17 protein-coding genes and 1 pseudogene are annotated in these 24859 nt (G+C 73.1%); 9 read left to right on the top strand and 9 right to left on the bottom strand.

The annotated features are described in order from the left end of the window. Positions 1 to 70 precede the first annotated feature (70 nt). Complete coding sequence (locus CG736_RS18305) at positions 71 to 1660, bottom strand: methylmalonyl-CoA mutase (protein ID WP_100587254.1); 1590 nt, start codon at positions 1658 to 1660, stop codon at positions 71 to 73. Between the two features lie 187 nt (positions 1661 to 1847). On the opposite strand from CG736_RS18305, the gene CG736_RS18300 reads away from it, so the two are divergent. The 6 genes from CG736_RS18300 to CG736_RS18275 all read left to right on the top strand — a co-directional run bounded on the left by CG736_RS18300 (position 1848) and on the right by CG736_RS18275 (position 6964). Next, positions 1848 to 2591, top strand: coding sequence for an SDR family oxidoreductase (locus CG736_RS18300; RefSeq protein ID WP_043914350.1), 744 nt, complete (start codon positions 1848 to 1850; stop codon positions 2589 to 2591). Positions 2592 to 2833: 242 nt separating this feature from the next. Continuing rightward, positions 2834 to 3331, top strand: coding sequence for a 2-oxo-4-hydroxy-4-carboxy-5-ureidoimidazoline decarboxylase (locus CG736_RS18295; protein ID WP_100587253.1), 498 nt, complete (start codon positions 2834 to 2836; stop codon positions 3329 to 3331). 217 nt (positions 3332 to 3548) lie between these two features. Beyond that, a complete protein-coding gene (gene sdhC / locus CG736_RS18290) occupies positions 3549 to 3929 on the top strand; it encodes a succinate dehydrogenase, cytochrome b556 subunit (RefSeq protein ID WP_100587252.1) in 381 nt (126 codons plus the stop codon). Positions 3930 to 3934: 5 nt separating this feature from the next. After that, positions 3935 to 4423, top strand: a complete 489-nt coding sequence (sdhD, locus tag CG736_RS18285; RefSeq protein ID WP_100587251.1) for a succinate dehydrogenase, hydrophobic membrane anchor protein — start codon at positions 3935 to 3937, stop codon at positions 4421 to 4423. A gap of 25 nt (positions 4424 to 4448) precedes the next feature. Further along, positions 4449 to 6191 (top strand): succinate dehydrogenase flavoprotein subunit, encoded by a 1743-nt coding sequence (sdhA, locus tag CG736_RS18280; protein ID WP_100587250.1) that lies wholly within the window; start codon positions 4449 to 4451, stop codon positions 6189 to 6191. After that, positions 6191 to 6964, top strand: a complete 774-nt coding sequence (locus CG736_RS18275; RefSeq protein WP_100587249.1) for a succinate dehydrogenase iron-sulfur subunit — start codon at positions 6191 to 6193, stop codon at positions 6962 to 6964. Before sdhA ends, CG736_RS18275 begins: the two co-directional genes overlap by 1 nt. Positions 6965 to 7024: 60 nt before the next feature. On the opposite strand, the gene CG736_RS18270 is transcribed toward CG736_RS18275, so the two are convergent. The 4 genes from CG736_RS18270 to CG736_RS18255 form a co-directional block, all read right to left on the bottom strand. Then, positions 7025 to 8374, bottom strand: coding sequence for a hypothetical protein (locus tag CG736_RS18270; RefSeq protein ID WP_100587248.1), 1350 nt, complete (start codon positions 8372 to 8374; stop codon positions 7025 to 7027). A gap of 168 nt (positions 8375 to 8542) precedes the next feature. Beyond that, positions 8543 to 10150, bottom strand: a complete 1608-nt coding sequence (locus CG736_RS18265; protein WP_100587247.1) for a hypothetical protein — start codon at positions 10148 to 10150, stop codon at positions 8543 to 8545. 166 nt (positions 10151 to 10316) lie between these two features. Continuing rightward, positions 10317 to 11939, bottom strand: a complete 1623-nt coding sequence (locus tag CG736_RS18260) for a hypothetical protein (protein WP_100587246.1) — start codon at positions 11937 to 11939, stop codon at positions 10317 to 10319. Positions 11940 to 12037: 98 nt separating this feature from the next. After that, positions 12038 to 12295, bottom strand: a complete 258-nt coding sequence (locus tag CG736_RS18255; RefSeq protein WP_100587245.1) for an SCO4848 family membrane protein — start codon at positions 12293 to 12295, stop codon at positions 12038 to 12040. Between the two features lie 138 nt (positions 12296 to 12433). Here CG736_RS18255 and CG736_RS18250 point away from each other — a divergent pair, with 138 nt between their 5' ends. Further along, entirely contained in the window at positions 12434 to 13717 is a 1284-nt protein-coding gene (locus CG736_RS18250) for a D-alanyl-D-alanine carboxypeptidase family protein (protein ID WP_100587244.1), read from the top strand. Between the two features lie 23 nt (positions 13718 to 13740). On the opposite strand, the gene CG736_RS18245 is transcribed toward CG736_RS18250, so the two are convergent. The 3 genes from CG736_RS18245 to CG736_RS18235 form a co-directional block, all read right to left on the bottom strand. Next, positions 13741 to 14625 (bottom strand): class I SAM-dependent methyltransferase, encoded by an 885-nt coding sequence (locus CG736_RS18245; RefSeq protein ID WP_232734050.1) that lies wholly within the window; start codon positions 14623 to 14625, stop codon positions 13741 to 13743. 96 nt (positions 14626 to 14721) lie between these two features. After that, positions 14722 to 15666, bottom strand: a complete 945-nt coding sequence (locus CG736_RS18240) for a YihY/virulence factor BrkB family protein (RefSeq protein ID WP_100587242.1) — start codon at positions 15664 to 15666, stop codon at positions 14722 to 14724. A 127-nt stretch (positions 15667 to 15793) separates the two neighbouring features. Beyond that, positions 15794 to 16792 carry a glycosyltransferase gene (locus CG736_RS18235; RefSeq protein WP_232734049.1) on the bottom strand — a complete coding sequence of 333 codons (999 nt, stop codon included), beginning with the start codon at positions 16790 to 16792 and terminating at the stop codon, positions 15794 to 15796. A gap of 142 nt (positions 16793 to 16934) precedes the next feature. On the opposite strand from CG736_RS18235, the gene CG736_RS18230 reads away from it, so the two are divergent. Both CG736_RS18230 and CG736_RS37845 read left to right on the top strand, forming a co-directional pair. Beyond that, positions 16935 to 20513, top strand: a complete 3579-nt coding sequence (locus tag CG736_RS18230; protein ID WP_100587241.1) for a CDP-glycerol glycerophosphotransferase family protein — start codon at positions 16935 to 16937, stop codon at positions 20511 to 20513. A gap of 114 nt (positions 20514 to 20627) precedes the next feature. Beyond that, complete coding sequence (locus CG736_RS37845) at positions 20628 to 23039, top strand: CDP-glycerol glycerophosphotransferase family protein (protein ID WP_100587240.1); 2412 nt, start codon at positions 20628 to 20630, stop codon at positions 23037 to 23039. Positions 23040 to 23084: 45 nt separating this feature from the next. Here CG736_RS37845 and CG736_RS18220 read toward each other — a convergent pair. Then, a pseudogene (locus CG736_RS18220) lies at positions 23085 to 24785 on the bottom strand (stealth conserved region 3 domain-containing protein); the annotation flags it as partial. Positions 24786 to 24859 lie beyond the last annotated feature (74 nt).

The raw sequence follows: 24859 nt of genomic DNA, 5'->3' as shown, positions 1-24859 counted from the left end.
GAGGGGTGCCGGGGATCCTTCCCCGGCACCCCTCTTCGCCTTAACAGCGACCTGCGCGTGGGCGCGACCCTCAGAAGCGGTCCACCGGCACGTAGGTGCCCCACACGCCCCGCAGCGCGTCGCACACCTCGCCGACCGTCGCGCGAGCCGCCAGCGCCTCCTTCATCGGGTACAGCACGTTGTCCGTCCCCTCCGCCGCCTTGCGCAGCAGGGTGAGCGAGCGGTCCACCGCCGACGAGTCCCGGTCCGCCCGCAGCCGCGCCAGTCGCTCCGCCTGCTGCGCCTCGATCGCTGGGTCGACCCTGAGCGGCTCGTACGGCTCCTCCGCCGCGAGCTGGAAGCGGTTGACGCCGACCACGGTCCGCGTGCCGGAGTCCTGCTCCTGCTGGATGCGGTACGCGGTGCGCTCGATCTCGCCCTTCTGGTAGCCCTGTTCGATGGCCGCGACGGCGCCGCCCATGTCCTCGACCTTGGCCATCAACTCCAGCGCGGCGGCCTCCAGTTCGTCCGTCATCGCCTCGACCACGTAGGAGCCCGCGAACGGGTCGACGGTGGCGGTGATGTCGGTCTCGAAGGCGAGCACCTGCTGGGTGCGCAGCGCGAGCCGCGCGGACTTCTCGGTGGGGAGCGCGATCGCCTCGTCGAAGGAGTTGGTGTGCAGCGACTGCGTCCCGCCGAGGACGGCGGCGAGCGCCTGCACGGAGACCCGGACGAGGTTGACCTCGGGCTGCTGGGCGGTCAGCTGGACGCCGGCGGTCTGGGTGTGGAAGCGCAGCATCTGCGACTTGGGGTTCTTCGCGCCGAACTCCTCCTTCATGACGCGGGCCCAGATCCGGCGTGCGGCACGGAACTTGGCGACCTCCTCCAGCAGGGTGGTGCGGGAGACGAAGAAGAAGGAGAGTCGGGGCGCGAAGTCGTCGACGTCCATGCCGGCGGCGACCGCGGTGCGCACGTACTCGATGCCGTTGGCGAGGGTGAAGGCGATCTCCTGCGCGGGGTTCGCCCCAGCCTCGGCCATGTGGTAGCCGGAGATGGAGATGGTGTTCCACTTGGGGATCTCGGCCCGGCAGTACTGGAAGACGTCGGCGATCAGCCGCAGCGAGGGCTTGGGCGGGAAGATGTAGGTGCCGCGGGCGATGTACTCCTTGAGCACGTCGTTCTGGATGGTGCCGGTGAGCCGGTTCGACGGCACGCCCTGGGCCTCGCCGACCAACTGGTAGAGCAGCAGCAGCAGCGAGCCGGGCGCGTTGATGGTCATCGAGGTGGAGACCTCGCCCAGCGGGATGCCGCCGAACAGGACGTTCATGTCCTCGACGCTGTCGACGGCGACGCCGACCTTGCCGACCTCGCCGTGCGAGATCGCCGCGTCCGAGTCGTAGCCCATCTGGGTGGGCAGGTCGAAGGCGACGGACAGGCCCATGGTGCCGTTGGCGATGAGCTGCTTGTAGCGGGCGTTGGACTCCGCGGCGGTGCCGAAGCCGGCGTACTGGCGCATCGTCCACGGCTTGCCGGTGTACATGGTCGGGTAGACGCCGCGGGTGAACGGGTACTGGCCGGGGGTGCCGAGCCGGCTCGCGGCGTCGAAGCCGGCCAGGGTCTCGGGGCCGTACACCGGCTCGATCGGCAGGCCCGACTCGGTGCGGCGGGGCTCGGCTGCCATGGATGTCCTCCGCGGAAGGTGATGGGGGGTTGGCGCCGATTGACGCCTCGGCTGGATACGCAATGTAGCCGCGCCCCTCACGGGCAGACAGATGCCACGGCTGGGAGCTTGCTCACAACACGTGCGAACCGTTCCTTGGGATGATCCACCTGCACCGAACACCAGGCCGAGACACGAGGAGTGGGACATGAGCGAGCAGAAGGTGGCGGTGGTCACCGGCGCCAGCAGCGGCATCGGGGCGGCGACCGCCCGGCGGCTGGCCGCGGACGGTTTCCAGGTGGTGCTGACCGCCCGCCGCACCGAGCGGATCGAGGCGCTGGCGAAGGAGCTCGGCGGCCGGGCCTTCACCCTGGACGTCACCGACCGGGCCGCGGTGGACGCGTTCGCCGCCGAGGTCGGCCGGGTGGACGTGCTGGTGAACAACGCGGGCGGCGCGCTCGGCGCGGAGAGCGTCGAGACCGGCGACCCGGCGGACTGGCGCACCATGTTCGAGGTCAACGTGATGGGCGTGCTGCACCTGACCCAGGCGCTGCTGCCCGCGCTGCGCGCCACCGGGGACGGCACCGTGCTGATCATGTCCTCGACGGCGGCGCTGGCCGCGTACGAGGGCGGCGGCGGCTACGTGGCGGCGAAGCACGCCGTCCACTCGGTGGCCCAGACCCTCCGCCTCGAACTCGTGGGCGAGCCGATCCGGGTGATCGAGATCGCGCCCGGAATGGTGAAGTCCGAGGGCTTCGCGTTGACCCGGTTCCGCGGCGACCAGGACAAGGCCGACGCGGTGTACGCGGGCGTCGCCGAGCCGCTCACCTCCGAGGACGTCGCCGACACCGTCTCCTGGGCGGTGACCCGTCCGGCACACGTCAACATCGATCTGCTGGTGGTCCGGCCCCGGGCGCAGGCGGCCAACCACAAGGTGCACCGGACCGGCTGACCGGACCTCGGTGAACGACAACGGCGGCGGGTCACAACTTGATAGCTCGATCGGATGAAATCGGCCCGCCGCCTCCCCAACTGATGAACCCTCAACTACCGTGGAGGCGCTGCCCCGCCGAGCCGTCGCCGACTCCGGGCGGAGGCACTGCCACACCCTCCCTCTGTCTCTGCAGCATCCCCCCTTCCCGCCCTCACGAGGAGGATCCGCTGGCCAGCGACATCCCGCCGCAGCGTCTCGACGTGCGGACGGATCCGTCCCTACTGGGACTGCACCGGTTCAACGAGGCCGACTCCGGCGCGGTCGAGGAGGCGCTGCTCGCCTGCTGCGGCAGCCACCGCTGGGCCCTGCGCCTGACCGCCCACCGCCCCTACCCCGACATCGGCTCCCTGCTCGCGGCCGCGAGCGAGGCCAGCTACGACCTGCGCCCGGCGGACCTCGCCGAGGCGCTGGCCGACGAGAGCTGGATGCCGCAGCCGCTGCTCGGCATGCGCGCTCCCGGCAGCCAGGCGGCGCACACCGCGCTGCGCGCCGCGCACGCCGCGTACGAGGCGCGTTTCGGCCACGTCTTCGTGGTCTGCCTGGACGGGGTGGACCCGGAGGAGATGCTCGACGCCGTGCTGACCTCGATCCGCACCCGGCTGGCCAACGACCCGGACGAGGAACGCCTCATCTCCGCCGAGGAGTTGCGCCGGATCGCGCTGACCCGCCTGGAGCACCTGGTGGCCGTCCGGAGCTGACCGGGCGGCCCCGGGCCGTGCTGCGAACGCTTCGTCACGGAGCGTCGGAGTTCCCGTTCCGATTAGCCCGTGCGTGCCTGATTGATCACAGCAGGGGCCCCCGACGGCAGAGGGGCGCGGCGCGTCGATAGGATGCTCGCGGCCGGTGGACCGTATCCGGCCGGGCTGACCGACAGAAAGCCGGCCGAGCCCCCAATCCGCTTCCGGAGGGTTTTCCGTGCCGGCTGGAACGCTGTACCGCGGCCGGGAAGGCATGTGGAGCTGGGTGGCTCACCGAGTCACCGGCGTCCTGATCTTCTTCTTCCTGTTCGCACATGTCCTGGACACCGCCCTGGTGCGGGTGTCGCCCGAGGCGTACGACTCGGTGATCGCCACCTACAAGGTGTGGATCGTGAACCTGATGGAGTACGGCCTGGTGGCCGCCATCCTGTTCCACGCCCTGAACGGCCTTCGCGTCGTGGCGGTCGACTTCTGGGCCAAGGGCCCGAAGTACCAGAAGCAGATGCTGTGGACCGTCGTCGGCATCTGGGTCGTCCTGATGGGCGGCGCCTTCTACCCCGTTCTGCAGCACACCCTTCGTTCCTGGTTCGGGGGCTGATCCGCATGTCCACTGAGACCAAGGACCTGGTGGTCCCCTCGCTCCAGGCCCACACGGCCAAGGGCCTGGGCACCGGCAACCCTGCCGACGCCTTCGTGGTGGAGCCCGCCCGGGCCCGCACCAAGAAGACCCCGCGCCGCACCCGCACCAACTTCGAGATGCTCGCCTGGCTGTTCATGCGCCTGTCGGGTGTCGTCCTGGTGGTGCTGGTCCTCGGCCACCTGCTGATCAACCTGATGCTGGACGGCGGCGTCTCGAAGATCAGCTTCGCCTTCGTGGCGGGCCGCTGGGCTTCCCCGTTCTGGCAGATGTGGGACCTGCTGATGCTGTGGCTGGCGATGCTGCACGGCTCGAACGGCATGCGCACCGTCATCAACGACTACGCGGAGAAGGACGCCACTCGTCTGTGGCTGAAGGGTCTCCTCGGTGTCGCGACCGTCTTCACGGTCGTCCTCGGCACCCTGGTGATCTTCACCTTCGACCCGAACATCTGACGAGCCACCAGAGGCGACTGACCCCATGCAGATTCACCAGTACGACACCGTCATCGTCGGCGCCGGCGGCGCCGGCATGCGCGCGGCCATCGAGTCGACCCAGCGCAGCCGCACCGCGGTTCTGACCAAGCTCTACCCGACCCGGTCGCACACCGGCGCGGCGCAGGGCGGCATGTGTGCCGCGCTCGCCAACGTCGAGGAGGACAACTGGGAGTGGCACACCTTCGACACGGTCAAGGGCGGTGACTACCTGGTCGACCAGGACGCCGCCGAGATCATGTGCAAGGAGGCCATCGACGCGGTCCTCGACCTGGAGAAGATGGGCCTGCCCTTCTCCCGCACCGACCAGGGCCGGATCGACCAGCGCCGCTTCGGCGGCCACTCCCGCAACCACGGCGAGGCCCCGGTCCGCCGGTCCTGCTACGCCGCGGACCGCACCGGCCACATGATCCTGCAGACGCTGTTCCAGAACTGCGTCAAGCACGGTGTGGAGTTCTTCAACGAGTTCTACGTCCTCGACCTGCTGATCAACGAGGGCAAGACCGCCGGCGTGGTGGCCTACGAGCTCGCCACCGGCGAGATCCACGTCTTCCAGGCCAAGGCCGTGGTGTTCGCCTCCGGCGGCACCGGCAAGATGTTCAAGGTCACCTCGAACGCGCACACCCTGACCGGTGACGGCCAGGCCGTGGCGCTGCGCCGCGGCCTGCCGCTGGAGGACATGGAGTTCTTCCAGTTCCACCCGACGGGCATCTGGCGGATGGGCATCCTGCTCACCGAGGGCGCCCGCGGCGAGGGCGGCATCCTGCGCAACAAGGACGGCGAGCGCTTCATGGAGCGCTACGCCCCCGTCATGAAGGACCTCGCGTCCCGTGACGTGTGCTCCCGCGCGATCTACTCGGAGATCCGGGCCGGCCGCGGCTGCGGCCCCGAGGGCGACCACGTCTACCTGGACCTGACGCACCTCCCGCCGGAGCAGCTGGACGCCAAGCTGCCCGACATCACCGAGTTCGCGCGCACCTACCTCGGCATCGAGCCCTACACGGACCCGATCCCGATCCAGCCCACCGCGCACTACGCGATGGGCGGCATCCCGACCAACGTCGAGGGCGAGGTCCTGAGCAACAACACCGACGTCGTTCCCGGCCTGTACGCCGCGGGCGAGGTCGCGTGCGTGTCGGTGCACGGCGCCAACCGCCTGGGCACCAACTCGCTGCTGGACATCAACGTGTTCGGCCGCCGCGCGGGCATCGCCGCCGCCGCGTACGCCGACAACCACGACTTCGTCGAGCTGCCGGAGAACCCGGGCGCGCTGGTCGAGGCACTGGTCGAGGGCCTGCGGGAGTCCACCGGCACCGAGTCCGTCGCGCAGATCCGCAAGGAGCTGCAGGAGTCGATGGACACCAACGTGTCCGTCTACCGCACCGGCAAGACCCTGCAGCAGGCTGTCGAGGACGTCACGGCGCTCAAGGAGCGTTTCAAGAACGTCGCGATCCAGGACAAGGGCTCGCGGTACAACACCGACCTGCTGGAGGCCATCGAGCTGGGCAACCTGCTCGACCTGGCCGAGGTGCTGGTCGTGTCCGCGCTGGCCCGCGAGGAGTCCCGCGGCGGTCACTACCGCGAGGACTTCCCGACCCGCGACGACGTGAAGTTCATGCAGCACACCATGGCGTACCGCGAGGTGGCCGAGGACGGCTCCACCTCCATCCGCCTCGACTACAAGCCGGTCGTGCAGACCCGCTACCAGCCGATGGAGCGTAAGTACTGATGTCCACTCCGACCGTCGAGAAGCACTCGGCCGCGCTGGACGCGGTCGAGGCGGGCAGCACCAAGCTGATCAACGTCACCTTCCGGATCCGCCGGTTCAACCCGGAGGAGCACCCGGACCCGGTGTGGGTGGACTACCAGCTCGAAATGGACCCGAAGGAGCGCGTCCTGGACGCGCTCAACAAGATCAAGTGGGAGCAGGACGGCACCCTCACGTACCGCCGCTCCTGCGCGCACGGCATCTGCGGTTCGGACGCCATGCGGATCAACGGGCGCAACCGGCTGGCGTGCAAGACCCTGATCAAGGACGTCGACCCGGAGAAGCCGATCACGGTCGAGGCCATCAAGGGCCTCGCGGTCCTGAAGGACCTGATCGTGGACATGGACCCGTTCTTCCAGGCGTACAAGGACGTCATGCCGTTCCTGATCACCTCGGGGAACGAGCCGACCCGCGAGCGTCTGCAGTCGCAGGCCGACCGCGAGCGCTTCGACGACACCACCAAGTGCATCCTGTGCGCCGCGTGCACCTCCTCGTGCCCGGTGTTCTGGAACGACGGCCAGTACTTCGGCCCGGCGGCGATCGTCAACGCGCACCGCTTCATCTTCGACTCCCGCGACGAGGGCGCCGAGCAGCGCCTGGAGGTCCTCAACGACCGTGAGGGCGTGTGGCGTTGCCGCACCACCTTCAACTGCTCGGAGGCCTGCCCGCGTGGCATCGAGGTCACCAAGGCGATCCAGGAGGTGAAGCGCGCGCTCGTCACGCGTCGCTTCTAGTCCCGCGCTGCTCGAAGGGCCCGTCCGGAGTTCGCTCCGGGCGGGCCCTTCGGCGTGCCGTCAGGCGGAAGCGCCGCGGCCGGTTCTGACGGTGGCCAGGGTGAGCAGCAGCGGGCCGAGGAACAGCGCCACCGCCATCGTCCGGTAGTCCTGCCCGGCGGCGGACGCGGTCAGCGACAGCTGGGTGCCGAGGACGGCCGCGCCGGCCACCGGGACCAGCGCGGGCAGCCGGTGCCGCCAGGCGTACAGCAGCGCCGCCGCCAGCCCCAGGTACGCCCACAGGGCGCCGCGCCACAGCAGCCAGTCCAGCTGCGGGGCGCGCAGCAGAGTGCGGCTCCAGTCGGCCGCGGAGTGCAGCGGCCGCAGCAGGCCGTGCGAGGACGGGGACGCCTCCGGCACCTCGGTGGCGGCGTGCGGGCCGCCGGCGCCCGCCCACACCGACCAGGCGAGGCGGCCCCGGCAGAGTCGGGCGTCCAGCACCCGGTCCGGGTGCTCCCGCAGCAACTTCCGCCAGGCGGCGGCGAGTTCGTCCTGGGCGCGGCCGGCGGCGGCGGAGTCCCAGCGGTCCGTGAGGGCGGCGGTCGACGAGCAGTCCGCGCCCGCCGCGTCCCAGGCGGCGGGCGGGGCGACCGCAGTCAGCTCCCGGTCCGCGCCGCCGGGGTCGCGGTACTGGGCGAGCGCCAGGTCGGCGGCCCGCAGCGGGTGCAGGTCGCCGGCCCGGGCCGCCGGGTGGCCGAGCAGCGCGAGGGCGATCGGCACCGCCAGCGCGGCGGCCGTGAGCAGCGCGAGCCGGCCGCGCGCCCGGGGCAGCGCCGGCAGCAGCACCAGCGCGGCGATCAGCGCGGCGCCCGCGCCGCGCGGGCCGGTCAGGGCGAGCAGCACGATGGCCGAGAACAGCACCGTCAGATCCAGCCGCTGCGCCGGACCGCCCCGGTGCAGCGTCCCCTCCGCCCGCCGGGCGAGCAGTCGCAGACCGGCCGCGGTGAGCAGCAACGCCCCTGCGGTGGACGGCACTTCCGGGCTGAGCGAGACCACCAGGCTGCCCGTCGGCGGCAGCGCGGCCAGCGCCACGGCCACCGGCCCCGACCAGCGGCCGCGCACCCCGAACCGGGCCAGCGCGGCCACCAGGTGCCCCAGCGCGAACGCCACCGCCGCGGTCTGCGCCAGCGTCACCCCCGCCGGGTGGAGGACCCGCACGGCCGCGTCGTACAGCGGCGCGCCCCCGCCCGCGGCGGTGCCGGTGAACGCCGGGTACCCGGCCGCCCACCAGAGCAGCAGCACCGCCTGGCAGGCCGCCGCCACCGCGAGCGGCAACCGCAGCCGGGACTTGGCGCGCCGGTGCCGCCGTTCCCGCTCCTGGCGCTGCGCCCACTCGGGGCGGGTGTCGCCGAGGGTGGTGCTGGTGCTCATCGCGGAGCCTCCCACATCCCCTGCTCCCCGGCCCGGCCCTCGGCCTCTCGCCGCCATCCGCCCGGGAGTCGTGCCGGGCAGGCTAGCAGCCGGATTCGGCCACCTCCAGAGGTCCGGACACGCCGAGGGCCCGCCCCGGCCGCAGCCGGAACGGGCCCCGAGGGTCGATCAGGCCAGAACGCCCAGGTCCTTCGGGGTGCCGACGCCCTTGAACGTCACCAGGTGCCGGTCGGCGGTGACGGCGTACAGGTCCGCCCGGCCGTCGCCGTCCAGGTCGCCCGAGCTGCCCAGGGTCGGGTACTCGGCCACCGGGAAGTTCCCGATCACGGCGCCGTTCGCCGGGTCGGCCAGCGCGGAGTAGTCGTAGCTGCCCTCGCCGAGCTTCGGCACGGCGTACGCCCGCAGGGTGCCGGTGGACTGCTCGCGGGACCACAGCGCCAGGTTGCCGTTCGCGTCCGGGCCCGGGGCGATCAGGTCGTAGCCGTTCCACAGGCCGGAGGTGGTCAGCTGGGTGGAGTCGCCGAACCGCGACGGGTCCCGCTGCAGCCACAGGTTGCCCTGCTCGACGTCCAGCAGCGTGATCGCGGTCGGCTTGCCGGGCTCCACGGAGCCGAACGCGACCAGCTGCTGCACCTCGCGGAAGCTGGTGCTGTGGTCGGCCGGGCAGGCGACCGGGGCCTTGGCGGTGTCGACGCAGTCAGTGGCGTGGCTCATCAGCGACGGCGACCGGGTGCCGAGCGGCAGCGCGCCCTGGTTGACGTACTGGTACAGGTAGCCCGAGTTGTCGGGGGCGGCGTCGCGCACGTAGATCGTGTCGGCGGGCGCGCCGCCGCCGCTCCAGCCCTTGTGCGCGATCTGCAGTCCGCTCCAGCTGTCGCCCCAGGGCGAGCGCGCGGCGGGGACCACGGTGGTCGGGGCAGTGCTGTCGGAGTTGCCGCTGATCACCAGCAGGTTGCCCTGCGAGTCGGGCAGCAGGATGTCGGGGACGCCGTCGTTGTCGACGTCGCCGAGCGCCTGCGGCGGGTTGGGGTTCCACGGCGCGTAGAAGGTGTAGCTCAGCGGCTGGGTGACCCGGCCGGTGCGGTCGATCGCCTGCACCTGGAGGCTGTGGGTGCCCCACGCGGCCGGCTTGAGGGTGACGCTCGCGGTGCCGTCGGCGCCGGCCTCGACGATGTCGGCGCCCGGGGTGCAGCCGCCGCCGGTGCTCAGGGTGCCGTCCAGCACGTAGCGGAAGCAGGCCACGCCGGACCCGGCGTCCGTCGCGGAGAAGGTGAAGACGCCCTTCTGCCCGGCGAACTTGCCGCCGCCGCTCTCCGGGAAGTCCGTGGAGGTCACGGCCAGGCCGGTCGGCGCGGCGGTGTCGACGCCGAACCGGCAGGTCTCGGTGGGCGCGCCGGAACCGGGCTGGTACTCCGGCCACACCTGCCAGGTGTAGCCCGCACCGTCGGTCAGACCGGTGACGGTGACCTGGACGGTGCCGTCGGCCGCGGCGGTGGCGGTGCCGTCGAACACCTTCGCGCCGGTCGCGTTCCACACCTTGAAGCGGGCGGCGGGCGCGGTGGTGCGGGCTGTGAGCACCGGGTCGGCGGTGGTCACCCAGCCCGGCGTGCCGGTGGCGTTGCAGCCGTCCCCGGCCAGGGTCGGCGTCGACCCGACGGTCGGGCCGGTGACCCCGGGACCGGGCACCGCCTGCGCGGCGGGAGCGACGAACAGGCCGACCGCGACGGCCGCGGTGGCGCAGGCGGCGAGCAGCCGCGGAGAGGTGGCACGGGACATCGGAGAATCCCCCCAGGAAGTGTTGCCCGGGCAAGTCGATCACCTGCCCGGCCGCGCATCCTGGCACCCCTCGCGAGCTGCACGCAAGCAGAATAATGACGCCTCGGCAGCCACCGCCCGCAAAGGGCCCGCTCCGACCTTCGCCGGAGCGGGCCCTGACGGACGATCAGGCGATCGCGCCCAGGTCCTTGGGGGTGCCGACGCCCTTGAACGTCACCAGGTGACGGCCGGGGGTGACGGCGTAGAGGTCCGCCCGGCCGTCGCCGTCCAGGTCGCCGGAGCTGCCCAGGGTCGGGTAATCGGCCACCGGGAAGCTGCCGATCACGGCGCCGTTCGCCGGGTCGGCCAGCGCGGAGTAGTCGTAGCTGCCCTCGCCGAGCTTCGGCACGGCGTACGCCCGCAGGGTGCCGGTGGACTGCTCGCGGGACCACAGCGCCAGGTTGCCGTTCGCGTCCGGACCGGGGGCGATCAGGTCGTAGCCGTCCCACAGACCCGTGGTGGTCAGCCGGGTGGAGCCGCCGGACCGCGAGGGGTCGTGCTGCAGCCACAGGTTGCCCTGCTCGACGTCCAGCAGCGTGATGCCCTCCGGGTTCTGTGCGTCCACCGAGCCGAACGCCACCAACTGCTGGACGGCCTTGTAGGTGGTGCTGTGATCGGCCGGGCAGGTGGTCGGCTCCATGGCGAGGTCGACGCAGGACTTGGAGTGGCCGGCCAGCGACGGCGTCCGGACGCCGAGCGGCAGCGCGCCCTGGTTGACGTACTGGTAGAGGTAGCCGTTGTTGCCGGGGGCGGCGTTGCGGACGTAGATCGTGTCGGCGGGCGCACCGCCGCCGCTCCAGCCCTTGTGGACGATCTGCAGCCCGTTCCAGCTGCCGCCCCAGGGCGAGCGCGCGGCGGGCACCACGGTGGTCGGGGCGGTGCTGCCCGCAGCGCCGCCGATCACCAGCAGGTTGCCCTGCGAGTCGGGCAGCAGGATGTCCGGGACGCCGTCGTTGTCGACGTCGCCGAGCGCCTTCGGCGGGTTCGGGTTCCACGGCGCGTAGAAGGTGTAGGGCAGTGGCTGGGTGGGATTGCCCGCGTGGTCGAACGCCTGCACCTGGAGGTTGTGGGTGCCCCACCCGGCCGGGGTGAGGGTGACGCTCGCGGTGCCGTCCGCACCGGGGACGACGACGCCCGGGCCGGGGGTGCAGCCGCTGGTCGTGCTCAGGGTGCCGTCCAGCACGTACCGGAAGCAGGCCAGGCCGGACCCGGCGTCCGTCGCGGCGAAGGTGAACACGCCCGGCTGGCCCGCGTACGTGGAACTGCCGCTGCTCGGGAAGTCGTCGGAGTGCACGCCGAGGCCGGTCGGCGGGGTACGGTCGACGCCGAACCGGCAGGTCACGCCGGGCGTACCGGGGCCCGACGGGTACTCCGGCCGCACCTGCCAGCTGTAGCCGGCGCCCTCGGCCAGGTCGGCGATGGAGGTCTGCACCTCGCCGATGGGGTTGGCCGTGGCGGTGGTGTCGAGGACCTTCGCCCCGTTCGCGTCCCACAGCTCGAAGCGGGCGGCGGGCGCGTCGGTGGTCGCGAACAGCGCCGGGCCCGGGTAGCTGACGGTGACCCAGCCGGGCGTGCCGGTGGCGCTGCAGCCGTCGGTGCGGGCGTCGGCCAGGTAGGTGCCCGGACGGACGGTCGGGCCGGTGATCCCGGGGCCGGGATCGGCCTGGGCGGCGGGCGCGGCGAACAGCCCCGCGGCGAGAACGGTGGTGGCGCACGCGGCGAGCAGCCGCGGCGGGACGGCACGGGACATCGGAAATCCCCCCAGAGAACGATGCGCGGGCGATCGATCGATCGCCCGGCCGCGCATCCTGGCAGCCCCGGGATCCGCCCGCAAGGGCGCCTTCGGCGCTACTCCGCGGCGGCCGTCCGGCGCAGAGCGCGCAGGCCCCGGACGCCGAGTGCACCGATGGCGAGGCCGAGCAGCAGCGAGGTGACGGCGAGCAGCAGGTGGACCCAGAAGAAGGCGGTCGGCTGCGAGTGGTCGCCGTTCACGAACGCCTGGCCGCCGGAGTCCTTCCACAGGTTCTTGGCGAAGGTCGTCCAGATGAAGACCGACCAGACGCCGAAGGCGGTGAGGAACCAGGAGACCGGGCGGCTGAGCTTCATGACGGGGTTCCTTCGCGGCAGACGGGTGGCCCGTCCAGTATGCGCGGCCCGCCGAACGGAGCAGCGGGCGGTACTCGTTCGTGGCGTCGGTCGGCGGCTTCGACGGCCGGGCGGCGGGGCGCGGGTTAGCTTCCGGGAATGCAGACAGTCCGCCGGATCGTCCTCGGTTCGTCCGCTGCCGCCCTGGTCCTGCTCCCGGTCGGCCCGCCGGCCGTCGCGGCGGTCCCCGGCGACGCCCCGCCGCCCCCCGTGGTCGGCGGCGACCGGCTGGGCGCGGCGGGCGTGCAGGTCGCACCGGGCCCGGAGGCTCCGCCGCTGCCGTCCGATCTGACCGGGAAGTCCTGGGTGGTCGCGGACGCGGACACCGGCCAGGTGCTGGCCGCGTTCAACGCGCACACCCGGCTGCCGCCCGCGTCCACCCTGAAGATGCTGTTCGCGGACACCGTGCTGCCCCGCTTCCCGGCCGACGAGGTGCACCGGGTGGGCTGGACGGAACTGCAGGGCATGGGCGCGGGCAGCAGCCTGGTCGGCATCAAGGAGGACCTGGACTACAAGGTCGAGGACCTGTGGCGCGGAGTGTTCCTGTCCTCCGGCAACGACGCGGTGCACGTGCTGGCCAACATGAACGGCGGGGTCGCGAAGACCGTCGTCGACATGCAGGCCCGCGCCGACCAGTTGCAGGCCCGCGACACCCACGTGGTCAGCCCGGACGGCTACGACATGGACGGGCAGGTCACCTCGGCGTACGACCTGACCCTGTTCGCCCGGGCCGGGCTTCGCAACGAGGAGTTCCGCGGCTACTGCAGCACCCGCTGGGCGCAGTTCCCCGGCGCGGTCGACAGGAGCGGGCAGCGCGGCAGCTTCGGCATCGCCAACACCGACCGGCTGCTCGGCAAGTACCCGGGGCTGATCGGCGTGAAGAACGGTTACACCACCAACGCGGGCGCGACCTACACCGGCGCCGCCGTCCAGGGCGGCCGCACCATGCTGGTCACCGTGATGCACCCGGCCAGCAGCCCGAAGGTCTACGACGAGGCGGCGGCACTGCTGGACTGGGGCTTCGCCGCGGCCGGCAAGGTCGCCCCGGTCGGCGCGCTGGCCGAGGACCTGGCGCCCGCCGGGAGGCCGGCCCAGCCGGTCACCGACGCCCCGTCACCACCACCGGCGGCCGCCCCCTCCCCTCCCCCGCGGCAACCTGCCACCCTCCACCCCCAACCGGTGACCGCGGCCCACGCCGCGGCCGACGGCCCGAGCGCGGCCACCTGGTCCGCGGTCGGCCTCTGCGCGGCGGTGGCCGCGGCCGGGATGCTGCGACTCCGCGCGCTGCGACGCCAGGCCGAGCGACGAGCGCAGGCTCAGGGGCGCGAGGAACTGCGCGCCCGGCCGAGAGCCCGCCGGCCGGACCGCGCCGCAGGACCATGAGCCGCGCCCCTGAAAGCGCCCCCTCAAACCGCTCCGCGGCCCGCCCGGAGGGCCCGTCTCACGGCGCGGGCCGCGACCGGCGGCAGGACGTCGAGGGCGACGCGGCGGACGAGGGAGCGGGTCGGGGCGGCGCCGCTGGAGGCGCGGACGGCGAATTCGTGGCGGCCCGAGGGGTCGTCCCAGGCGAGGCGGTGGCAGGTCTGTCCGGCGAAGTGCTCCTCGTCGAGCCGGAAGCCGTCGCCGCGCCAGTCGCGGGCGAGCAGGTCGGCGCGGACGGCGTCGGCGTCGCCCCACGTGCCGTAGAACTTCTCGGGGGTGAGCAGGACGGGCTTCAGGCCGAGGGTGAAGACCGCTTCCCAGACGGCGGCGGACACGCCGGGGGTGTGCGGGGCGCGGTAGTCGTCGAGGGCGACGACGCCGTTCCCGGCGAGTGCGTCGCGGGCCACCCGGATGTCGCCCGCGACGTGCTCGTACAGGTGCGAGGCGTCGATGTGGACGAAGCGACAGCTGTCGGTGGGGATCCGGCCGTCGGCGAGCACCGAGGTGGGGGCCTGGACGATCACCGGCAGTTCGGGGTGGAAGGCCAGGTAGTTGATCTCGAAGGCGCGCCGGGTGAGGGTGGAGCGGTAGGACATGGTCATCTCGGCGGAGTTGTCGCCGTCGGGCGCGTCCGCGTCGAAGAGGTCACAGACGGTGAAGGCCTCCCCGGGGTGCAGGTGGTTGCCCAGCAGGATCGCCGAGCGGCCCAGGTAGGCGCCCATCTCCAGCAGGTCGCCGGTGACGCCGGCGGCGGTCTGCCGGGCGAGCAGCCAGCCGAAGACCTCCCGGTCGACGCGGAAGAACCAGCCGGGGACGTCGTCGGGGGTGGCGGGGGCGGTCGGAGCGGCGGTGGTGTCGGTGAGGGACACACGGTCTCCAGGGTGAGGCGGCCGGGCGGGGGGACGCGCCGGCGGGACGGTCGGCCGTGGGGTGCGGCCGCACTGAGATGTGACGCGGATCATAGATCAGCCGTCCGAATGGTGGACAGAGGGTGAGCACGGCGATTCTCCGGCGGCGGCGAGCGCGGCCTCGGCCTGCCGGACGGCGCGTCGGCGGGCCGCCTCGGGGTCGGCCAGAGCCGTCCAGGCCGCGCAGTACATCAGCAGTCTGGACACGAAGTTGATCCACAGCAGCAGGGCGACGGGCACCCCGAACGCGCCGTAGACGCTGCGGCCGGCGACCGAGCCCAGGTAGGAGGAGAGCGCCAGCTTGAGCAGCTCGAAGCCGACCGCGCCGATCAGCGCGCCCTGCAGCAGGGCGCTGCGGCGCTGGCCGGCGATCCGCGGGAACGGACCGAGCAGGTACCCGAAAAGCAGCAGGCCGGCGCCGACGGCGATGACGAAACCGAGGCCGGACAGCAGCCAGCGGCCGGCTCCGCCGTCCAGGCCCAGCCAGTCGGCGAGCCGGTGCGCGAGCGTGGTGGCGAACGCGGACGCGGCCAGTGAGGCCAGGCAGACCAGGCCCAGTCCGAGCAGCACCACGGCATCCCGGATTTTCACCTGAAAGAGGTTCCCGCCGTCGTCGGGCAGTCGCCACACGCTGCGCACCGCGCCGCGCATGGTGTCGACCCAGCCGAGGCCGGAGACCAGCAGCAGGGCGCCGGAGACCAGTCCGACGGTGCCGGCGTTGGCGACCATCGCGTTCAGGTCGAGCGAGTCGGACAGGCCGGGCAGCTGTTCGGCGATCCGGTCCTGGACCTGACGCACCCGGGAGTCGGAGAGCGTGGCCAGGGCGACCGCCAGGGCCACGGTGAGCAGCGGGAACAGCGCCAGGAACCCGAAGAAGGTGACCGCCCCGGCCAGCCGGTTGCCGTGCACGTCGGCGAACAGCCGGTACACCAGGTACGGGCGGCTGCGCAGCACCCGGGCCACCAGTGGTCCGATCAGCGGCAGCCCGGTGAGGAAGTCCATCCTCCGCTGTATACCGGGCGGGCCGTGCCACGTCCGGGTGACGCGCCGTCGGCCGGGCGGCGGCAGGTCGGACCGGGCGGCGGACGGCGCGGCGGCGGCCTCAGCGGCGGACGGCGCGGCGGCGGGCTCAGCGGCGGACGGCGCGGCGGGCCCTGGCCAGCACCCGCAGGCTCTGGAAGCCCAGGTAGCTGCCGCGGCCGAGCAGTTCGCCGCGCACGCCCTCCGGTCCGGCGGGCGGCCGGTAGCCGGCCGGGCGGTGCCGGGAGCAGTGCTCGGCGGCGCGGCGGAAGAACTCGCGGCGGTCGGCGGCCGGGACGCGTCCGGGCTTGGTGACCACGGTGGCCAGGTGGCCGAGCATCATCCGGTAGATGACCGGCCGCCAGCGGTCCAGGTCGGGGCGGGCGTCGAGGAAGGCGAACACCCGGTCGTACTGCTCGAAGACGTCGAAGTGCTTGCGGGAGGCGGTGGCGAGGATGTTGCCGCCCTCGCGGCGCTGCCGGTAGTGCACGCCGACCTGGTCGAGCAGGGTGATGGACTCGGCGGCGAGCAGCGCCGGGTACGTCCAGGGGGTGTCCTCGTAGTACCCGGGCGGGAAGGTCAGGCCCTGCTGCTGGACGAACGCGCGGCGGTAGGCCTTGTTCCACACCACCTGGAGCAGGTCGAGCAGGTCGCGGCGCTCGTCGAGGGTGAAGGTGTCCGCGCCGGGCCTGGCGAACACCGGGGCGGAGGCGGAGCGCACCACGCGGCCGTCCCAGTAGCTGCGGGCGTAGTCGTACACCAGCAGGTCGGGGTCGCCGGTGGCGCGCAGCCGGGCGTCGGTGGCGGCCAGCAGGTCGGGGGTGAGGGTGTCGTCGCTGTCCAGGAACAGCAGGTAGTCGCCGGTGGCGAGTTCCAGGCCGGCGTTGCGGGCCAGGCCCAGGCCGACGTTCTGCTCCAGGTGGCGGACCGTCACCCGGCTGTCCCGGGCGGCCGCTTCGTCGAGGATCGCGCCGCAGCCGTCGGGCGAGCGGTCGTCGACGGCGATCAGTTCGAAGTCGGTGAAGGTCTGGGAGAGCACGGACTCCAGGCAGGCGGGGAGGTACTCCTCGACCGCGTGGACGGGCACGATCACGCTGAACCGCGGCATCTCTTCACCCTCCTGAGCTGGCCTGGTCAGGCGCAGACTAGCAAGCCCGGAGAGGTAGAATCGCGGCCGGTGCCGGTCCGGGTTCGACACGTACGCCTGGCCCACCCGGCCGAACTTCCTGAGGAAAGGCTCTGCGCTCCCGATGGCCCCCCGTCTGTCCGTTGTCGTCCCGATCTACAACGTCGAGCGCTATCTGGAGGAGTGCCTGGACTCCATCGCCGCGCAGACCTTCGACGACCTCGAGTGCGTCATGGTCGACGACGGCTCGAAGGACTCCAGTGCCGCCGTCGCCGCGGCCTACGCCGCGAAGGATTCGCGCTTCCGGCTGGTCCAGCAGGTGAACAAGGGCCTGGGGGCGGCCCGCAACACTGGTTACCGGCACATCTCCGAGGGCACCGAGTTCCTCGCGTTCGTCGACAGCGACGACACCCTGCCGCCGTCCGCGTACGAGCTGATGATCAGCACGCTGGACGAGACCGGCTCCGACTTCTGCACCGGCAACGTGCTGCGGTTCCGCGCCGTCGGCCACTACCAGTCGGGCGGCCACCGCAAGCCGTTCGCGGCGACCCGGCTGCGCACCCACATCACCGAGCTCCCGGCGCTGGTCACCGACCGCACCGCGTGGAACAAGGTGTACCGCCGCTCGTTCTTCGACCAGGCGGGCGTGCTCTACCCCGAGGGCATCCTGTACGAGGACGCCCCGGTCAGCGTGCCGCACCACTACCTGGCCCGCCGGGTCGACGTGCTCGCCGAGCCGATCTACCACTGGCGCGAGCGGGAGGTCGGCGAGATGTCGATCACCCAGATGAAGACCAACCCGAAGGGCGTCATCGACCGGGTCAAGTCGATGGAGCTGGTCCGCGACTGGCTGGGCGGCCAGAGCGACCCGAAGTTCCGCAAGTACCTGCGCGCCTACGACGAGAACAACCTCGTCGAGGAGATCCCGATGTTCTTCGGCTCGGTGCTGGAGGGCGACCCGGAGTACAACGCCGCCTACCTGGAGTCGGCCGGCCGGCTGCTGCGCGCGATCGGCCCGGAGCAGGTCCGCAAGCTGCGCGCCCCGCTGCGGCTCAAGTACCACCTGACCCTGCAGGGCCGGCTCGACGAGCTGATCGAGCAGCTGATCTTCGAGAAGGACAGCAACGGCGCCGCCCCGACCCGCGGCCTGCTCCGCCCGTACGCCGACTACCCGTTCCTGCGCGGCGGGCGCAAGAGCGTCCCGGCGGACGTGCTGCGGCTGAGCAACGCCCTGGTGATGCGCTCCCGGCTGTACGAGGCGCGCTGGGACGACGGCAAGCTCCAGCTGACCGGGCACGCCTTCCCGGAGCACCTGGGCGCCGAGAACAAGCACGACATGGTCAAGGCGCTGATCCTGCGCGAGGCCAAGGGCCGCCGCGTGGTGGCCGTGCAGACCCGGACGGAGTTCAGCCCGGAGGCCACCGCCAGCTCCCCGCACGACCTGTACAGCTGCGACTGGGCGGGCTTCTCCGCCACCATCGACCCGCAGCGGCTCAAGCACCGCGGCGAGTGGAAGGACGGCTCCTGGCGGGTGCTGGTGGCCGGCGCCGGCAAGGGCGGCGTGTACAAGGGCCGGGTGTCGGTCGGCTGGCACGACCGCGCCGAGTTCGCGCCCGTGCACTGGGTCGAGGACGACGTCCGGGTGGTGCCCTGGCAGCGCGACACCCACCTGCTGCTGCGGGTGGAGCGGGTGCGCGCCCGCGCCGTGTCGGCGATCGCCGACGGCGGCGTCGTCGAGCTGCGCGGCCTGGTCCGCTCCGGCAGCGACCTGGCCGGCGCGGAACTGCGCCTGCAGCACGTCGAGTCCGAGCGCGACGTGTACGCGCCGCTGGAGCTGGGCGTCCCGTCCGGCCGCGACCTGCCGTTCACCGCGCGGATCCGGGTCGCCGACCTGACCGCCGTCCGGGAGGCCTGGAACGCCCTCGACCCGGCCGCCGAGCAGCGCACCCGCGACCGCTGGGACCTGGAGCTCAAGCTCGTCGACGGCAGCGCGCTGCCGGTCGTCCTGGACGACCGCACCGCCCCGGTCGAGCTGCACATGCCGCTGGCCGGCGACACCCGCGCGCTGTACGCCAAGCCCTCCCCCAGCGGCTACCTGCAGCTGTGCGACCAGGTGCTGCAGCCGGTCGTCGAGGAGATCGCCCGGGCCAAGGACGGCGAGGGCTTCGTGCTCAGCGGCTCCTTCCCGCTGCCCGGCGCCCACCACTACGAGCTGGTGATCCGGCACCGCAAGCGCCGCGAGGAGCACGCCTTCCCGGTGGAGATCGCCGACGGCCGGTTCCGGGCCGCGCTGCCCGCCGTGCCGACCGCGTCCTTCGCCGGCCGGGTCCCGCTGCACAAGGGCACCTGGACGGTGCTGTTCCGCCCGGTCGGCGCCGCCTTCGACAGCGAGTGGCCGGCCGCGGTGCTCGCCGCGTCGACCTTCGACACGCTGCCGCTGGAGGTGGAGGCCCGGGGCAAGCACGTCGCACTGGAGCGCCGCCTGTTCGACAGCCTGTCGCTGGAGGCCCGCGACCCGCTGTCCCCGGCCGAGCGCAGCGGCTACCGGCAGCGGCAGCTGCGGCACTCGTTCCCCGAGCTGCAGCGCCGCCCGCTCACCGACACCGTGCTCTACCACACCGTCCGCGAGGACTGGTGGGCCGCGGACGGCGGCCTGTACACCGACTCGCCGCGCGCCGTGCACGAGGAGCTGGTCCGCCGCGGCCTGCCGCTGCGCCACCTGTGGACGTCCGTCGACCTGCAGGCCGAGCTGCCGCAGACCGCCGAGTGCGTCCGGCACCGCTCGCCCGAGTGGTTCGAGGCGCTGGCCACCGCCAAGTACATCGTCACCTCGACCCACCTGCCGACGTACTTCCGCCGCCGCCCCGGCCAGGTCGTCCTGCAGACCTGGCAGGGCACCCCGCTGAAGCGGGTCGGCACCGACTTCGAGAAGGTCTGGTTCACCGACGCCGGCTACCTGGAGCACCTCAAGAAGGAGGTGCCGCAGTGGAGCCTGCTGGTGGCGGGCAGCCGCTGGGCCGCGCCGGTGCTGCGCCGCGCCTTCGACTTCGGGGGGAAGGTGCTGGAGAGCGGCTACCCGCGCAACGACGTGCTGTTCGCCGCCGACCGGGAGAAGACCGCCGAGCGGGTCCGCGAGCAGCTCGGCCTGCCCGAGGGCAAGCAGGTGGTGCTGTACGCGCCGACCTTCCGTGAGGACCGGCGGCTGCCCGACGGCGGCTACCAGCTCAACCTCCAGCTCGACCTGGCGGCGGCCCGCGCCGCGCTCGGCGAGGAGCAGGTCCTGCTGGTGCGCGGCCACGAGGTGGTCCGGGCCCGGATCCCGGAGGCCGGCAACGGCTACGTCTGGGACGTCAGCACCTACCCCGACACGGCGGAGCTGCTGCTGGTCGCGGACGTGCTGGTGACGGACTACTCCGCCGCCGTGTTCGACTTCATGAACACCGGCCGTCCGGTGCTGTTCTTCACCTACGACCTGGAGCACTACCGCGACAACCTGCGCGGCTTCAGCCTGGACCTGCAGGCCAAGGCCCCGGGCCCGCTGCTGGCCACCTCGGCCGAGGTGGTCGCCGCGCTCGGCGACCTGCCGAAGGTCACCGCCGAGTACGCCGACAAGTACGCGGCGTTCCGCGAGGCGTACTGCGACCTGGACGACGGCGGGGCCGCCGCCCGGGTGGCGGACGCGCTGCTCGCCGAGGGCGAGTGAGCGGGGAAATAGCCCCAGGAAAAGCGAATATCGTATGTAAATAAATCAATTCCCTCCCTTTTCGAAAAAGGGAGGGAATTGACTTTTACCGACGTTTTGCACTGGGATACCGGAATGTCCCACCTGCTACGGCGCCCCACCGCCGACCGGCCCCCGCACCCCGCCGAACCGGTCGCCGGCGCGGCGCTGCGCCGCGCCTTCTGGGAGGGCGGCGAACTCGTCCTGATCGGCGAGGGCCGACTCCTCGACGCACCCGGCGAACGCCCCGGGCAGATCCGCATCGTGCTCGAACTGCACCCCGTCGACGGCAGCCGCCGCCCGCTGCGGCTGCGCACCGTCCCGTGCTACCTGCCGGAGGCCACCGACGACAGCGCGCAGACCCGGCACAACCTCGACTGGACCGGGTTCACCGCCCGCCTCGACCCGGCGCCGCTGCACGCCCCCGCGCTGCGCTCCGTCACCGGCTGGCGGGTCGAGGCGGTCGTCGGCTGCGGCCCGCGCCGGGCCCGCGCCCCGCTCGCCGCGCACTGGTGCGGCAGCGGCGAGTACCCGCCCGCTGGCTGGACCGGCCCGGCGCTCCAACTGGTGCCGACCGTCGAGGACGGCGCGCTGCACCTGACGGTGCGTCCGGTCCGCGCCCGGGTCGACTCCTGCCGCTCCCGCCCCGACGGCTTCGAACTGCGCGGCACCGCCGCCGCCCCCGGCGGCGCCCTGGTGCTGCGGCACCGCACCACCGGCGCCGTCGTGGAGAGCCTGGTGCACTGGCAGGGCGAGGAGTTCACCGCCGCCGTCGGCACCGTCCCGCGCCTCGCCGAGGGCCACTGGGAGCCCGCGCTGGTCCTGCCCGACGGCGACGCCCCGCTCGTCCTGCGCCACCCGCCCGCCGGCGCCTGCCAACTCCCGCTGCCCGCCGACCGGGTCCTGTACGCCAAGCAACTCTCCGACGACCGGCTGCAGTTCTGCGTCCAGCCGGCCGAACCGCTGGTCGACCGGATCACCCTCGCCGACGGCGGCTTCGACCTGGCCGGCGAGTTCCCCGGCGGCCTGGACGCCCCGCTGGAGCTGGTGCTGCGGCACTGCGGCGACGGCCGCGAACGGCGCGCCGCCGTCCACCCCGCCGACGGCGACCGCTTCACCGTCCGGCTGCCGCTCACCCCCGACGGGCCCGACGGCGCGCCCCGCCCGCTCGGCAAGGGCGTCTGGGAGGCCGTGCTGTGCCCCGCCGGCCCCGACGACCGTCCCGGCCACCCGCTGCGGCTGCACCCCGCCGCGCTGGCGCAGCTTCCGGCCCGCGCCCGCTCCGGCGACAAGTCCTTCCTGCTGCAACGCCGTTGGCACGACACCCTGATCGTGGACAGCCTCCCGGTGCTGGCCGCCCTGGAGCGCAGCGCGCTGCGCCAGCACCGGCTGCGCACCGAGAGCTACCCGGCCGCCCGCCGCCGCCCGCTGCGCGACGCCGTGCTGTACGACGTCTTCGGCGGCCGCGGCTACGCCTGCAACCCGCGCGCCGTGCACGCCGAACTCGCCCGCCGGCAGCTCCCGTTGGAGCACCTGTGGGTGATCGAGGACGGCCAGGAGCAGCCGCCCGGGCCGGTCCGCGCGATCCGCCAGTGGAGCCCCGAGTGGTACGAGGCGCTCGCCACCTGCCGCTACCTGGTCGGCAACACGCACTTCCCGGAGTTCCTGCGCCGCCGCGACGGCCAGGTGGTGGTGCAGCTGTGGCACGGCACCCCGCTGAAGCGGATCGGGCACCGCATGCCGGAGAACCGCACCACCGTCGACGGCTACCTGGAGCGGCTGGACCGCGAGGTGCCGCAGTGGAGCCTGCTGCTGTCGCCCAGCCCGTTCGCCACCCCGGAGCTGGTCGCCTCCTTCGGCCACCGCGGCGAGGTCCTGGAGGGCGGCTACCCGCGCAACGACCGGCTGGCCCGCCCCGACCCGGACGAGGTGGCCGCCGTCCGCCGCCGGCTGCGGGTGCCGCCCGGCCGCCGGGTGGTGCTGTACGCGCCGACCTGGCGGGACGACCGGCGCGGCGCCGGCGACCGCTTCGAGGTCGACCTGCACCTCGACCTGGCCGCCGCCCGGGCCGCCCTCGGCCACGACCACGTGCTGCTGCTGCGCCCGCACGTGCACTGCGTCGGCGCGCTGCCGGACGACGACTTCGTCCGCGACGTCGCCGACTACCCGGACGTCCAGGACCTGCTGCTGGTCGCCGACGTGCTGGTCACCGACTACTCCTCGGTGATGTTCGACTTCGCGGTGACCGGCCGCCCGATGCTGTTCTTCACCTACGACCTGGAGCACTACCGCGACCGGCTGCGCGGCTTCACCTTCGACTTCGAGCGGCACGCCCCCGGCCCGCTGCTGACCGGCTCCGCGCAGGTGGTGGCCGCGCTACGCGACCTCGACCCGGCCCGGTACCGGGAGAACTACCGCGCGTTCCGCGAGCGGTTCTGCCCGCTGGACGACGGCGGGGCGGCCGCCCGGCTGGTCGACCGGATGCTCGCCCTCGGCGCGGTCGGCTGAGCCGGCCCGCCGCTCGTAGGGGCCGGGCACCGGGAAGTACGCGGCCAGGAACGCGGCCATCGCCCGGTCCTGCTCCTCCGCGGGGCTGCCGTCGCCGGCCCCGTCGGCCAGGCAGAACACCGGCAGGTCGCGTTCGTCGAGCAGCCGGGCCAGCCGGTCCCGGTCCTCGGCGCGGTCCACCGCCAGGTACCCGTGGCGGAGGGTCCCGTCGACGGCGGCGCCGCGCAGCTGCGCGTGGTACAGCGCCAGGGTGATCGGCGCGACGTCGGCGGCGGAGCGGAACGCGGAGCGGCCGGTGGCCTCCAGCTCGGGCCGCCAGCGCCGTTCGGCGTCCTCCAGCAGGCTGCGCCGCAGCGCGTACGGGACGTGCGCGAGCACCCGGGTGATGGCCCGGCCGTGGTCGCGTTCCAGGGCCCGCCGGGTGTTCTGCTGGGCGGACGTGTAGACGTCGGCGGAGCCGGCCCCGGCGGACGGCGGGACGATCCGGGTGTCGCGGAAGACCTTCGGCTGTCCGTTGCCGAGGAAGAAGTCCTCGGGGCGGACCGGCCCGCCGAGGAACATGTCGTCGTTGAAGTACAGGAAGTGCTCGGCCAGGCCGGGGATCCGGTGCAGTCCGGTCTCGATCGCGTGCGAGTTGAACACCGGTCCGCCGGCCAGCAGTCGACGGTGCGACACCAGGGTGGGGCCGGGGGCGGACGGGTCCAGCCAGGACGGGGTCTGGTCGTCGGTGACCAGGTAGATCCGCCGGATCCAGGGGGCGTACATGGCGATCGAGCGCAGGCAGTGCCGCAGTTCGTCGCGGTCGCGGTAGCGGTGGTCGCCGTCGTCGTGGGCGGGGCCGTCGGCGGCGGTCCGCGATTCGCCGGACAGCCGGGCGCGGGCGGCGTCGCGGCGGGCCCGCCAGGCGGGGTCGCGGTCGTCGACCCAGGTGATCACGGCGTCCACCGGGAAGCGGACGTCCTCCGGCAGGGCGTGCAGGAACGGCTCCGCGACGGGGTAGTCGCGGTCGCCGACCCGGACCGTGCCGGCCGCCTCCAGCGAGGGCAGCCACCAGCCGAACGGGGTCTGGTCGATCGCGGCGACGGCGCCGTGCGCCGACCCGTCGGTGTCCCAGAACTCCAGGTCGCAGCCGTGGTCCTCGCCGTAGTACAGGGTGCGGCTGCCGGTCACCACCGGCCGGTACAGGCGCACGCCCTTGACCCGCTCGGGCAGCTCGACGGGCTCCGCCGGTTCGGCGGCGTCCTCGGCGTCCGCCACGGCCTCGACGGGCGGCGGCAGTTCGTGCTCCGCGACGGCGGGCGGCAGCTCCTCGGCGAGCACGGTGCCGTGCACGGTGCCGTGGCCGAGCAGCGCGGCGTACACGGGGGCGCCGCGGAAGGCGTCGGCGAGGGCGGTCAGCGCCCGGTCCCGGCCGCCGGGGGGAACGGCCAGCCGGTGGCGGGTGCCGCGGTCGGGGATGAGCAGGTGGGGCACGCTGGCGGCGTCCAGCGCCGCGGCGGCGGCGGCGAGGTTGGCCTCGCGGGCCCGGGGGGCGAGCAGGTCGTCGCGGAGCTCGGCCAGCCGGTCTCGGTGCCGCACCAGGCGGCGGTCGGCGGCCAGCAGCTCGTCCTCGCGGACCCGCCGCGGGTCCACCGGCGGGACCGGGACGGCGGCGGCGGGCACGGGCGGCGGCAGCACGCCCAGCCGACGGAGCACCCGGCCGGCGAAACGCCGTGCAACTGTCCGCACCGACCGCTTGCCAGCCATTGTTCTCCCGCCGCGCGATGACTCGTTTCGACGGTAACAACGACGAAAGGCAAGGTGAAGGAATGGCAAAGAAC

The sequence above is a fragment of the Kitasatospora sp. CB02891 genome (genome assembly GCF_002803145.1).
GTDB lineage: Bacteria > Actinomycetota > Actinomycetes > Streptomycetales > Streptomycetaceae > Kitasatospora > Kitasatospora griseola.
This window is presented reverse-complemented; position numbering and strand designations above follow the sequence as displayed.